This window comes from Bacillus sp. FJAT-26390 (assembly GCF_001682865.1).
In the GTDB taxonomy this organism is placed as follows: domain Bacteria; phylum Bacillota; class Bacilli; order Paenibacillales; family Paenibacillaceae; genus Pristimantibacillus.
Genome location: NZ_MAQX01000022.1, coordinates 372,130 through 385,393 on the forward strand (window position 1 = coordinate 372,130; position 13,264 = coordinate 385,393).

Here is a 13,264-nt window from a genome sequence, read left to right on the forward strand (position 1 = left end):
TATGATGATCAATGGGCAAGCAAAACGGAATGGACAGTGGCTGGAGCTGGATTGGTTAGCTCTAGGCTTGCCTTTCGTTTCTGCAGCCGTTGATCCCGATTCGGAAAAAGACCCGGCACATACGCCGGAGCTTGCACAGCCGCGGGCTGGCAGCCATCCGCATGCAGTGCGGCAGTGGCTGCTGGCCCGTTCTTTATTTCCGCAAAAGTGGATCAACAGGCTGTTTTCGATTGGAGGCATCCAGTGGAACGGGGATAAGCTTCAACTGCTCGCTTTTCCGCCGGTAGATCCGAAAGAAGACGCGCTGTATCGCAAAGCTTCTCAGCCGTCTTATGTGGAGGCTCCTGCTGTTCTCTATGAGGATGATTTTTGCATGGTGCTTCACAAGCCAGCGGGAATGGCCGTGCATGAATCGTTTGCCGGGCAAACAGGCACTTTGGATGAAGCCGCGGCCAGGCATCTGCTGAGCCAGCGCGATCCGCTTACCGTCCGCCATATCCACAGACTTGATGACGACACTTCCGGTCCTGTGCTTTATGCGAAAAATGATTTGGCGCAGTGGAAGCTGGATGAGGCGATGCGAGCCAAAGCGATCGACAGGCAATATATTGCCATCGTACATGGACGGCTGTCAAAGCCATCGGGAACGATCGATCTCCCGATAGGCAAGGATCGGCATCATCGTGCGAAACGCCGCGTATCGGAGAGCGGCGAACAGGCTATTACGCACTACGAGACGGTTGATGCGAGCGCACAGCTGTCGCTGCTTCGCGTGAAGCTTGAGACCGGACGAACCCATCAAATACGCGTTCATATGAGCTATATCGGACATTCGCTTGTTGGCGACGGCTTGTACGGAGGCGATGCGCGTCTGCTCGGGCATCAAGCGCTTCATGGGGAGAAGCTCGTTTTTCCCCACCCATGGAATGACACGCTCGTTGAAGCGCTCGCGCCTTGGCCGCAATGGCTCGAACAGCTTTCGGAAAACATACATTCCCGTTCAAAAAGATAGTCATGCTCCTGCCCAACACCCCATATAGATAAGTAGTGAATGTAACGTTAGCCCAAGCATTCAGTATGAGAGGGGAGGACTTTAGCGTGTCGGATCAAACGAACGGATTACGCTTTGACGTGTACGAGCGCGTCCATTTGCCCGATGATGTAGCGGCAATTGACGAGCTGGAGGAAATTGAGCTTGTTCCCCGTATCCAAGTCATCGATCAGGGGGACCATGCCGTGCTTCGAGGACAGCTGCTTCTGAGCGGAATTTATAGGAGTCAAAATGATCCTGAAAATTCGCTGACGCTCGAGCACTGGATACCGGTCGAAATAACGCTGCCGATGAACCGCATCTCTCGGCTGGACGATATTTCGATTGATATCGATAATTTTGACGTCGACTTATTGTCTGCCCGCACATTAAACATTACAGGCGTCCTTTCCTTAAGAGGCATCTCCGCTCAGCCTGTTCAGGAGCAAGAGGAGCTCTGGCGGGAAGAACCGTTCACTGTCGTCCATCAGAGGGATGCCTATGAGGAACGTGCGATTGAGTTTCTAAACAATCAGAGCATTCCTTCCAACGAGCAGCCGTACATACCGGAGGAAAATGACATTGCTGCGCAAGAGGAGTTTTCCTTCCAGCAGCGGCCGGATGTATCGGATGAATCAGAGCAGCCGAATGAATCGGAGCCTACGGTTATGATCTCATCGGTATCTCATGATACGGGATGGTCATCGTCGCAGCTGTTCGCAACCGAAGCGCAGCCATCCGAAGAACAAGAGGAATTCCAAGCGGAAGAGCGTGAAATCACGTTATCCTCCCAGCAAGCGAGCCATGAGAGCTGGCTTGCGAATTCTGAATCGTTTGCGAATTCCCCATCTGAACCGGATCAGGATCAATCGCCGTTCCAAAGCTCGCAGCAGCCTTTGGAGCAGGAGCGCGAGGAGTTTGAAGCACAGGAGCCGAAATCATTCATTCCGGATGCTTTGCCGCCGCAGAGGCAGGAGCCAGATCAGGAAAAACCGGAGCTGCGCATTGCAGTTGGGGGCAAGCAGCCCCAGCCTCAAGAGGGAAGCGGATTGGCTCCTGATGTGGGCATTCTTACGCTGCTTCAGACGAGCAGACGGGAGCAAGCGGCTCGTCAGGCGGCTGAAGAGGTTGTGGCCCAGCAGCGGGCGGATGAGGTTGCAAGAGTACAAGCGTCAGGCGATGAGATCGAGTGGAAAAACTTATTTCTCGGCAAACGTTCGGAGGATACGGAATTCCGTAAAATTCGGATGTGCATCGTGCAGAGGGATGAGACGCTTGACGTTATTGCCTCCCGTTACAGCTTGAACCCAAGGGAAATCATCATTTATAACCGATTGGATGATTCCAGCGTGTCCGAAGGGCAACTGATTTACATTCCTTGATGGTTAATTATGACAAAAATGCCCCTATTGCTCATTATTTTTAGCAATAGGGGCATTTGTTATGCAAGTTTGGTTGACTCGGCGGCGCAACAAAGGTATGATTAAACATATATGCGTTATAACGACGTTGAAGGGGAATAGTACGCAGCAAAGCCTTCAGAGAGTGGAACCGTTACGCTGAGAGGTTCTGCAGGAAGTGACTGCTACGAGTCGCCCCGGAGTTGCCTGAGTCAAGTATGAGCAACCTGTGCTCTACCGAAGTCAGGCCGGCCGCAGCCGTTATCTGTTTGAGTGTCATGCGGATCTTGTTCGCATGGAACAAAGGTGGTACCACGGAAGCTAAACCTTTCGTCCTTTATGATAAGGGCGGAAGGTTTTTTTTGTTTTTGTAGATCGATTTATGGAGGATGGAACGAATGTCAGAAAATCAAACGACAACTGCAATGCCGACAACCTATGATCCGAAGGCAGCCGAGCAGAAATGGTACGATTACTGGATGCAGGGCCAATTTTTCGAGGCGGGCAAACGCCCGGACGCCCAGCCGTATACCATTGTTATCCCGCCTCCTAACGTGACCGGAATGCTTCATATCGGGCATGCGTTAGATTTTACCTTACAGGATATTTTGATTAGAACGAAGCGTATGCAAGGTTATGACGCGCTTTGGCTGCCTGGATCAGACCACGCGGGCATCGCAACTCAGACAAGAGTAGAGCAGAAGCTTCGTGAGCAAGGAGTCTCTCGTTATGATTTGGGGCGGGAAGCTTTCCTTGAGAAGGTATGGGAGTGGAAGGAAGAGTATGCGAACACGATTCGCGAGCAATGGGCGAAAATGGGTCTTTCCCTTGATTACTCAAGAGAGCGGTTCACGCTGGATGAGGGCCTATCCAAGGCTGTTCGCGAGGTGTTTGTTCGTCTCTATGAGAAGGGGCTTATCTACCGCGGCAAAAAAATCATTAACTGGGACCCTGCTGCGCGCACAGCACTTTCCGATATTGAAGTAGAGCATAAAGAAGTTAACGGTCATTTGTACCATTTGCAATATCCGCTTAAGGACGGCTCCGGCTTCATTACGGTCGCAACGACTCGTCCGGAGACGATGCTGGGCGATTCGGCGGTAGCCGTTCATCCTGAGGATGAACGCTATAAGCACTTGATCGGACAATTGATCGTGCTTCCGATTGTCGGCCGCGAAATTCCGATTATTGCAGACGAATACGTAGACAAGGAATTTGGTTCAGGCGCTGTAAAAATAACGCCTGCGCATGATCCGAACGACTTCGAGGTTGGCGAGCGCCACAGCCTTCCGCAAATTATCGTCATGGACGAGACAGGCAAGATGAATGCTGAAGCAGGCCCTTATCAAGGCCTCGACCGCTTCGATTGCCGCAAGCAGCTTGTTAAGGATTTGCAAGAGCAAGGCGTTTGCATTGAAATAGAAGATCATGTGCATCAGGTTGGACACAGCGAGCGCAGCGGCGCCGTTGTAGAGCCTTACTTGTCCACGCAGTGGTTCGTTGCGATGAAGCCGCTGGCTGAAGCGGCAATTGCTGCTCAAAAGGCAGGCAAAGGCGTGAATTTTGTACCGGAGCGCTTTGAGAAAATCTATTTGCACTGGATCGAGAACGTTCGCGACTGGTGTATTTCCCGTCAATTGTGGTGGGGCCACCGTATTCCGGCTTGGTATGACGAGGCGACAGGCGAGATGCATGTATCCCGCGAGGATATGGCAGGAGACCACCTGAGCCAAGACAATGACGTGCTTGATACTTGGTTCAGCTCCGCGCTATGGCCGTTCTCAACGCTTGGCTGGCCGGATCAGACCGAGGACCTGAAGCGTTTCTACCCAACTGATGTGCTCGTTACGGGATACGATATCATTTACTTCTGGGTTGCGCGGATGATCTTTACGGCGCTTGAGTTTACGGAGCAGTCGCCATTTAAGGACGTGCTGATCCACGGCCTCGTTCGCGACTCCGAAGGACAAAAAATGTCCAAGTCGAAGGGCAACGGCGTTGATCCCCTTGAAGTGATTGAGAAATACGGCGCTGATGCGATGCGTTATATGATCTCTACCAGCAGCACGCCTGGACAGGATTTGCGTTTCCGCTGGGAGAAGGTGGAGCAAGCACGCAACTTCGCTAATAAAATTTGGAATGCATCGCGTTTTGCGCTTATGAATTTGGAAGGCGTGGAAGCGAAGGACATTGATATTACCGTTAACTTGGGAACGGCGGATCGCTGGATTTTGCATCGCCTGAACGAAACGGTTCGTGACGTAACCCGTCTAATCGACAGCTACGAGTTCGGTGAAACCGGACGTTTATTGTATAATTTCATTTGGGATGATCTATGCGACTGGTATATCGAGTTCGCTAAGCTCAGCCTATACAGCACGGATGAAACAGCGAAAAAAGCAACGCAATCCGTTCTTGCGTATGTGCTTGACCGGACGCAGCGCCTCATCCACCCATTCATGCCATATATCAGCGAAGAGATCTGGCAGCATTTGCCGCATGTAGGCGAGACGATTACGCTCGCTGAATGGCCGGTATACGACACAGCGCTCGAAGCGCCCGAAGCTGTCAAAGAGATGGAGCTTCTTATGGAAATGATTCGTGCGGTACGCAATATCCGTGCGGAAGTGAATGTGCCGATGAGCAAAAAGATCGAAATGCTGATCAAGCCGTCAGGCGAGGCTGAAGCGGCGATCCTGCTTCGCAACGAAGAATTCATTAAACGTTTCTGCGGTACGTCCATGCTTGAAACAGGCTTGCATATCAGCGCGCCTGACAAAGCGATGACGGCTATCCTAACAGGCGCTGAGCTTTATTTGCCGCTTGCAGGCTTAATCGATATCGCTCAGGAGATTGCAAGGCTGGAGAAGGAACATCAGCATTTGAATACCGAGGTTGAGCGGGTTGAGAAGAAGCTTGGCAATGAGGGCTTCGTAGCGAAAGCGCCGGCTAAGGTTATCGATGAGGAACGCGCCAAAATGAATGATTATGCAGAAAAACGCGATAAGGTGCTAGCTAGAATTGCGGAATTGCGCGGATAACGCTGCAAAAACGGAAGAAGGTTCGAATAGTATGACAGAGCATAATATAGAGCAGCGCCCGGCAGGGCCGCTGCAATCGTATAAAGAAGCGGTAGATTGGATTACGGGGCTTATTCCCTTTGGCATCCGACCTGGTCTTGACCGGGTCGAGAAGCTGATGGAGATGCTTGATCATCCACATCGCAGATTGAAATTTATTCATATTGCCGGAACGAATGGCAAAGGGTCCACTTCCGCTTATTTAACAAGCGTGCTGCTTCGTGCCGGGTATGATGTAGGAACCTTTACATCGCCTTATATCACCAAGTTTACGAACCGGTTTCAGTACAACGGGATCGATATTGAAGAAGAGACGCTGCTAAAGCTCGCCAATGATCTCAAGCCTCATGTCGAAGCCATTGCAGAGACGGAGCTTGGTTCGCCGACGATGTTCGAGGTGTCTACGGCGCTTGCCATTCTTTTTTACGCGAAGGTTACTTATCCCGATTATGTCGTGTGGGAGACAGGACTTGGCGGCCGGCTTGACGTTACGAATATCGTGCATCCGGTCGTCTCCGTCATTACGAATATCGGCCATGATCATATGGACCGGCTTGGCGACACGATCGCTGCCGTTGCCAGCGAGAAGGCTGGCATTATTAAAGCAGGCATTCCGGTAGTCAGCGCGGTAACCCAGCCTGAAGCGATCGAGGTAATTAAAAGAGTCGCAGCCGAGAAGAAAAGTACGTTGTATTTGCTCGGCGAGCAGTTCCATGAAACGGCGCTGTCGGTTCGTGAGGATGAGCAAACCTTCGCTTTCAACAATTTGTTCCGGAGCATTGAGCCGCTTACGATTACGCTTAACGGGGCTCATCAACGGATGAACGCTGCTGTGGCGGTAATGACGCTAGAGGTGCTGCGTCAATACAATGCGCTTGTGGTGGAGGACGACATTTTGGCGGAAGGGCTGCGGACTGCGGCTTGGCCGGGCCGTCTCGAAATGGTTTCCAAGGAACCTCGGATACTGATCGATGGCGCCCACAACCCGGAAGGTGCAGAATCGCTTGCCGATGCGTTAAAAACAACGTATAAGTATGATCGTTTGCATCTTATGATGGGTATGCTGGAGAATAAGAATCATCAGGATGTTCTTAAGCATATACTACCAATAGTGGATACGCTTATTGTGACCGAGCCTGATTTTCGGATGAAAAAAGAAGCACCCGCCTTGGCCGAGTTAATACAGGAAATGCGGGAAAAACAGCCTGATGAGTACTCTTTCGAGTTGGTAGTAGAACAGAATTGGCAACATGCATTACAAAAACTACAACAGTTAACCGGGGAAACAGACCTTGGGGTCGTGACAGGCACGCTTTATTTAATAGCTGACGTTCGCTCCCGCATCTTGTATAACTCGGATTCTGAAAAAGGTTGGTGAACCGTCTTTGAATACGGCAGAACACGTTCATTTCATCGGAATCGGCGGTTACGGAATGAGTGCCATTGCCCGCGTCATGCTGGAAATGGGCTATAAGGTGACTGGATCCGATGTCGCGCGTCAAGAATTAACAGAGAAGCTTGCTGCAAATGGTGCCAGCATCTATATCGGTCATCAGCCGGAGCATGTAAAGGGAGCGGACCTGGTCGTTTATTCGACTGCGCTTTCAAAGGATAATGTAGAACGGAAAGCGGCAGAGGAGCTTAACATTCCCGTTTTGCATCGTTCGCAAATGTTGGCTAGATTGATGAACGCAGGCAAAGGAATCGCAGTAGCCGGCGCACATGGCAAGACGACGACGTCTTCCATGATCGCGCTTGTTATGGAATCCTGCGATGCGGACCCTACCTATATTATCGGCGGGGAGATCGTTAATGTAGGCACTAACGCTAAAGCGGGTAAAGGCGAGTATGTCGTTGCGGAAGCGGATGAGAGTGACGGGTCGTTCCTGCATTACCACCCGACGCTAGCTATCGTAACGAATATCGAGCCGGATCATCTTGAAAATTATGACGGCGATTTCGGCAAGCTGAAGGCTGCCTACGTCCAGTTTTTGCAGCAGGTGAAAGAGGGCGGCAAAGCAATTGTTTGCGCGGATGACGAGACGGTTAACGAACTGATACCGCAAGTGTACAAAGGCAATTTCGATGCATCGCAGCTTGTCACCTACGGCATTGACGGCGATGCGCAATATAAAGCTCAAAACATTGTGCTTGGCGACCGTAAGGTAACCTTCGCAATGACGCATAACGGCGAGTCGCTTGGCGATGTGGAGTTGTCTGTTCCGGGGCTCCATAACGTGTATAATGCGATGGCCACGATTATTACTTGTCTAGAAGCGGGCTTGTCCTTCGATAAAATCGCGGTGGCGATTCAGTCGTTTAGAGGCGCTAAACGCCGCTTCCAGGTGCTTGGAGAAGTTAATGATATTTTGGTCATTGATGACTATGCCCATCACCCGACGGAGATCAGAGCGACGATCAGCGCGGCTAAAGCGACAGGGAAACGCATTATTGCGGTATTCCAGCCGCAGCGCTATACGCGGACGTTTTTCTTATTCGATCAGTTTAGCCGCGCATTTCCTGAGGCAGATCAGGTGATCATCACCGATATTTACTCACCTGCCGGCGAGCTTGAAATCGAAGGAGTAAACTCGCATAAGCTGGTTGAGCTGATCAAGAGCAACAGCAACGCGAACACCGAGTATTTCCCAACGAAAGAGGAAGTGCTCGCTTATTTGACTGAACGAGTCGCACCAGGCGACCTTGTCATCACGATGGGAGCAGGCGACATTTGGAAGGTAGCGGACTCGCTAGCCAAATCGCTCAAAGCAGCCCACTAAGTGCAAAATGCCCGTTGGTTCCTTTGGAATCGGCGGGCATTTTTTGATTGGGCAACGATAGGATTAGCAGCCTGTTCTAATTAGATAAAATTCAAGTAACCCATACCGCTCAACTAACTCGCATCCCAATCGCCCCCCACTATTTTTTCAACACATATCCTCTTATGATCAAAACTCCACGTTTAGTGGAGGTATCCGGATTTCTACTGCAATTTGTACAATGTAAGGGTCCACTACCGGCTAATTTCAATGCTACGTTGCAGTTTCTGCAACAGAAATCGCCGCAGTCCGCTCGGTTTCTACCTTAGGGCTATTTCCACTGCATTTTTTACAGCGTAGCTTCTCATTCGGACTGCTATGTCAGCTTTCTATTGCACAAAGTGCAATGTACGAAACTCGGTTAGTGTTGCAGGGAACCGCTGAATGACTCCTGATGAGTCTGGATACAGGCTTGACCGCTCATCGATTTTTTATCCACAATATGTAATTAATCTAATATTTTCCTCGTTTACTCAAACGCAGCCAAGAAGCCTTGGGCTGAGAGGATTCAAAACGCTTTTAAAAGGTTGGGCATGAACCTCAAAGCCTCCCGGTCTAAATCTCTTAAAACTCTCATAGAGTATTACTAGATGAACGGGACAAGGAGTGAATGTTATGAATCAAAAAAACCGAATCACCTATCGTTTTGACCGCAACGGACAGTCTATTAACAATGAGAACCGCACTGCTGACGATCACGATGATGCTCCATCGAATAGCGCTTCCTCTCAAACTAACGATAACAGCACTGCCAATAAATCGGCTAAAAAGAACGTTATACCGCTTTATCCTTACACGGAGCAGCAAGCCAGCAGCGAGATCAACCCTTGGAACAGTCCGTTCCAAGAGGATATCAGTGCTTTGGAGCAGCTCATAAGAGAGTCCGATACTAGGCCTATCCCTACTGTCCATACAAAAGAGCCTATGCCAAAAGAGAAACTAAAAGTCGCAAAGCCAATCGTTATGGAGGCTCCCGTGGCTCCTGTTCAACCGGAAGAAGACGATGTTGACGAAGAGGAACGCTTTTTTCAAGAGGAGGCTTTTCGAGGGCAGGCTCACCGCTACGACGATATGCACGAAGAATACGACGAGCCAAGAAGAAATAAGCCGAACTATACGCGAATGAAGCGCAGATCAGGAGCGCCTTCTTGGTTTAATGTGTTTTTGTCGGTTGCGGCAGCGCTCGCTACGGGGGCGTTGTTCGGCTATTTGCTGTTGTCTTTATTTACGGGGGCAAGCATTTGGCCCGGAGGAGCAGGCGGCAAGCCGCAATCGCTGCCTGTTACCGGCAATGAAATTACAGGTGAAGCAGCCGGCGACAAAGCCGGCAATGCAGGTACTGGTACCAAAGGTGAAGGAACGAAGCCTGTTACCGATAATAATCCCGCTGCAAAACCGGACCCGAATTTGGCGATGGTCAGCCTCGAAGGACTGGACCAAACGTATTTTATGCTGCAGTTTGGCGTTTTCAGCAATACGGAAGGCAGGGACGCCGCAATGGCTCAGTTGGCAGAGAAGGGACTTGCCGGCGCTGCATTAACAAGCGCATCCGACTACCGCGTATATGCGGGCATGGGCGGGGATAAGGCAAAGGCACAGACGATCCGCGGGCAGATGCCTGAGATGGATCTGTACATCAAGGAGGTAAGTATAACGACTCCGAGTAAAATGCCTTTTAAAGGTGACCAAGCCACAGCGCAGAGCTTCTTTGCAAAGACCAAAGAAATCGTCCAAATGTTGGATGAATTGACAATCGCGCAGCTGGAGCAGCCCGCATTGTCCTCGCTTAGCGAGTCCGCCGCTGCGACATGGCAGGCAGAACATCAGAAATGGACTGAAAATGCAGCAGCGATGCGAATAGGTATAGAAGATGCGGCAGGCAAGGCCTATTTCGATAAGGTTACTCAAGCGATTAATACAGCGGCAAAATCGATGATCGAATATGATAAAAAACCTTCGCGCGCTTATTTATGGTCGGTTCAATCGCAGCTTATGAAGGCGATCATTTCCCAAAAAGAATGGTTTGATTCCATCAGCGCATTGTAAACGAATAGGTTCATGCGTATAATGGACGTAGGTGTCATTTCATGGCGAGAGGCGTTGAAAGATGAAGAAAAACGGCTGGTTTCTTCTCATTTTTATCATAATTGGATTGCTGGCCGGCGCTCTAGTAGCGAGGTGGCTCGCACCAGTCTCAGGCATCTCATTTTTGACGAAACCGATTGAAGCAACATGGTCTCCCGCTGTTGATTTATACGTGCTCAGCTTCAACCTGTCGCTGCATCTACAAATCAGCATGTTCAGCTTGATTGGTGCAATTCTTGCGATATGGCTGTACCGTAAAATGTAAAACGAAGATCAAAGCAAAATGGAGACAAGCAAGAAGGAGCGCAGCAATTATTTTATGGAATCAAAACTATCACGCAACGAAGCGATAAGCCAGCTTGTGCTGGCCTCTTCGTCACCGCGCCGGAAGGAACTGGTCGCATCGCTGGACCTTTCTTTGCCGGTTTATATTTTGTCTACTGATACGGATGAAACGATTGAGGCCAGCTGGTCGCCGGAGCAAGTCGTAGAGCAGCTCAGCCTGCGCAAGGCTAATGCCGCATTAAAAATGCTGCAACAAAAGCAGGCGGTTGAGACGTCACTAATAATTGGTGCTGACACCATCGTCGTACTAGATGGCGATGTGTTAGGCAAGCCGGTTGACGATGAGGAAGCGAAGGTTATGCTAGGGCGGCTTCAAGGGCGTACTCACGAGGTGTATACAGGCATTGCCTGCGTGCTCTCCCCAAGCGGAGAAGCATCGATTGCACATCGGATGACCAAAGTGAAGATGAAATCATTGAGCGATGAGCAGATTGCAAGATACGTTGCTACTGGCGAGCCGCGGGACAAAGCAGGATCTTATGGCATTCAGGGCCTTGGATCAACGCTTGTTGACCAAATCGAGGGCTGTTACTTTAATGTCGTCGGTTTGCCGCTTTCGCTGCTATCGGACATGCTGGCTGCTTATGACATTGCTGTAATGTAACGGTGAGCGTAAAGCTATTCGTCGGATTATTTTTCATGAATTAGGCAGTATATCATTGAACCCTATTTTTTTGGAAAAGGCGGAATTGGGACATGGAATCGCGATCGATGATTTTGCGTGAAGTCCCCCATGAGGAACGTCCTAGAGAGCGCATGATGAAATATGGGGCAGAAGCTCTTAGCCATGCTGAATTGCTTGCCATACTGCTGCGAACAGGAACACAGAGCCAATCCGCCGTACATCTGGCGGGCGCTGTGCTCAAGCAATGCGGAAGTTTGCGCAATTTGATGGATATGAGCATGGAAGAGTTGACCGCTATACGAGGCATTGGTCCTGCCAAGGCGCTGCAGCTTCGCGCAGGCATAGAGCTTGGGAGAAGAATTACTCGCAGCAGGCTTGGCGATGCGGTTGTCGTTCAGAGGCCGCAGGATGCTGCTGATTATGTGATGGAGGAGCTCCGGTATTTGAAGAAGGAGCACTTCGTATGTTTGTTTCTAAACACCAAAAATCATATTATCGCTCGTGAAACCTTATCGGTCGGGACACTCAACGCGTCGCTCGTACATCCCCGTGAAGTATTTCGTGCAGCTATTCAGCGTAATAGCGCATCCATCATCTGTGTTCATAATCACCCTAGCGGCGATCCTACTCCAAGTCCAGAGGACATTGCGTTAACGGAGCGTTTGGCTGAAGCCGGACAGCTAGTCGGAATAGAATTGCTTGACCATTTAGTTATCGGAGACGGACGGTTCGTTAGTTTGAAGGAACAAGGCTATATGTAATATAATAAAGTGATGTGGCAATTAGAAGGGAGCAAGAACATGTTTGGTGGTTTTTCGAAAGATTTGGGTATCGACTTAGGAACAGCTAATACGCTTGTATTCGTTAAAGGTAAAGGAATTGTGGTGAGGGAACCGTCTGTGGTGGCCCTTCGTACTGATACAAAAACAATCGAGGCAGTAGGCGAGCAAGCCAAAAAGATGATCGGTAGAACGCCAGGCAACATTCGTGCAGTTCGTCCAATGAAGGATGGCGTTATCGCTGATTTCGAAACGACAGCAACGATGATTAAATATTTCATTCGCCAAGCGCAGAAGCAGCGTTCTTTATTCCCGCGCCATCCAAATGTTATGGTTTGCGTGCCTTCAGGCATTACTGCGGTTGAAAAACGCGCGGTTGAAGATGCGACGAAGCAAGCGGGAGCACGCGAGGCTTATACGATCGAAGAACCGTTTGCGGCGGCTATTGGCGCTGATCTTCCGGTTTGGGAGCCAACAGGCAGCATGGTTGTTGATATCGGCGGCGGAACGACAGAGGTTGCCGTTATCTCGCTAGGCGGTATCGTTACCGCACGTTCGATTCGAGTAGCTGGCGATGAGATGGATGAAGCAGTTATCCAGTACATCAAGCGTCAATACAATCTTATGATTGGTGAGCGGACTGCTGAGCAGCTGAAAATGGAAATCGGCTCTGCGCTGCCGTTTGACCGTCCTGAAACAATCGAAATTCGCGGCCGCGATCTCGTATCGGGCTTGCCTAAGACGCTTGCGATCACATCTGACGAGATCACGGAAGCATTGGCAGACACGGTTAACGCGATTGTTGACGCCGTTAAAGTAACGCTTGAGAAATGCCCGCCAGAGCTTTCTGCTGACATTATGGACCGGGGAATTGTACTGACCGGCGGCGGCGCTTTGCTTCGCAACTTGGACAAGCTGCTGCAGCGTGAGACTGGCATGCCGGTCATTGTTGCGGACAATCCGCTTGACTGCGTAGCGATCGGCACAGGCCGTTCACTGGACAACATCCATTTGTTCAAAGCTAGAAGTTCATCTCGTTCGAGACGCTAAATAACGTTTAATGGGAAAATGGATATGAAATGGGCAGGTGATCGAGCTGTT

The 13,264-nt window shown here is 50.3% G+C and carries 10 protein-coding genes and 1 other annotated feature; all 10 genes read left to right on the top strand.

Annotated features, from left to right (window positions below):
• Window position 1 precedes the first annotated feature (1 nt).
• The 10 genes from A7975_RS18820 to A7975_RS18865 all read left to right on the top strand — a co-directional run bounded on the left by A7975_RS18820 (window position 2) and on the right by A7975_RS18865 (window position 13,213).
• Window positions 2–1,012, top strand: coding sequence for an RluA family pseudouridine synthase (locus tag A7975_RS18820; protein ID WP_255314344.1), 1,011 nt, complete (start codon window positions 2–4; stop codon window positions 1,010–1,012).
• Between the two features lie 86 nt (window positions 1,013–1,098).
• Entirely contained in the window at window positions 1,099–2,412 is a 1,314-nt protein-coding gene (locus A7975_RS18825; RefSeq protein WP_065386113.1) for a LysM peptidoglycan-binding domain-containing protein, read from the top strand.
• A 118-nt stretch (window positions 2,413–2,530) separates the two neighbouring features.
• Window positions 2,531–2,771 (top strand) — a binding site (T-box leader).
• Between the two features lie 57 nt (window positions 2,772–2,828).
• Window positions 2,829–5,471 (top strand): valine--tRNA ligase, encoded by a 2,643-nt coding sequence (locus tag A7975_RS18830; protein ID WP_082198299.1) that lies wholly within the window; start codon window positions 2,829–2,831, stop codon window positions 5,469–5,471.
• Between the two features lie 31 nt (window positions 5,472–5,502).
• The gene (locus A7975_RS18835; protein WP_053374785.1) at window positions 5,503–6,888 is read left to right on the top strand and encodes a bifunctional folylpolyglutamate synthase/dihydrofolate synthase; all 1,386 of its coding nucleotides are present in this window, start codon (window positions 5,503–5,505) and stop codon (window positions 6,886–6,888) included.
• A gap of 7 nt (window positions 6,889–6,895) precedes the next feature.
• Complete coding sequence (gene murC, locus A7975_RS18840; RefSeq protein ID WP_065386114.1) at window positions 6,896–8,290, top strand: UDP-N-acetylmuramate--L-alanine ligase; 1,395 nt, start codon at window positions 6,896–6,898, stop codon at window positions 8,288–8,290.
• Window positions 8,291–8,944: 654 nt separating this feature from the next.
• A complete protein-coding gene (locus A7975_RS18845; RefSeq protein ID WP_065386115.1) occupies window positions 8,945–10,375 on the top strand; it encodes an SPOR domain-containing protein in 1,431 nt (476 codons plus the stop codon).
• Window positions 10,376–10,436: 61 nt separating this feature from the next.
• On the top strand, window positions 10,437–10,679 hold the full coding sequence (locus tag A7975_RS18850) for a DUF4321 domain-containing protein (RefSeq protein WP_053374788.1): 243 nt from the start codon (window positions 10,437–10,439) through the stop codon (window positions 10,677–10,679).
• A gap of 54 nt (window positions 10,680–10,733) precedes the next feature.
• On the top strand, window positions 10,734–11,363 hold the full coding sequence (locus A7975_RS18855; protein WP_053377679.1) for a Maf family protein: 630 nt from the start codon (window positions 10,734–10,736) through the stop codon (window positions 11,361–11,363).
• Window positions 11,364–11,455: 92 nt separating this feature from the next.
• Window positions 11,456–12,145 (top strand): RadC family protein, encoded by a 690-nt coding sequence (gene radC / locus A7975_RS18860; protein ID WP_065386116.1) that lies wholly within the window; start codon window positions 11,456–11,458, stop codon window positions 12,143–12,145.
• 39 nt (window positions 12,146–12,184) lie between these two features.
• Window positions 12,185–13,213, top strand: coding sequence for a rod shape-determining protein (locus A7975_RS18865; RefSeq protein ID WP_053374790.1), 1,029 nt, complete (start codon window positions 12,185–12,187; stop codon window positions 13,211–13,213).
• Window positions 13,214–13,264: the final 51 nt, after the last annotated feature.

What these genes read in the sequence shown, in the direction of transcription:
- A7975_RS18835 (WP_053374785.1), top strand. Translation starts at nt 5,503, where the DNA reads ATGACAGAGCATAATATAGAGCAGCGCCCGGCAGGGCCGCTGCAATCG.
- A7975_RS18865 (WP_053374790.1), top strand. Translation starts at nt 12,185, where the DNA reads ATGTTTGGTGGTTTTTCGAAAGATTTGGGTATCGACTTAGGAACAGCT.
- A7975_RS18830 (WP_082198299.1), top strand. Translation starts at nt 2,829, where the DNA reads ATGTCAGAAAATCAAACGACAACTGCAATGCCGACAACCTATGATCCG.
- A7975_RS18820 (WP_255314344.1), top strand. Translation starts at nt 2, where the DNA reads ATGATGATCAATGGGCAAGCAAAACGGAATGGACAGTGGCTGGAGCTG.
- radC (WP_065386116.1), top strand. Translation starts at nt 11,456, where the DNA reads ATGGAATCGCGATCGATGATTTTGCGTGAAGTCCCCCATGAGGAACGT.
- A7975_RS18855 (WP_053377679.1), top strand. Translation starts at nt 10,734, where the DNA reads ATGGAATCAAAACTATCACGCAACGAAGCGATAAGCCAGCTTGTGCTG.
- A7975_RS18850 (WP_053374788.1), top strand. Translation starts at nt 10,437, where the DNA reads ATGAAGAAAAACGGCTGGTTTCTTCTCATTTTTATCATAATTGGATTG.
- A7975_RS18845 (WP_065386115.1), top strand. Translation starts at nt 8,945, where the DNA reads ATGAATCAAAAAAACCGAATCACCTATCGTTTTGACCGCAACGGACAG.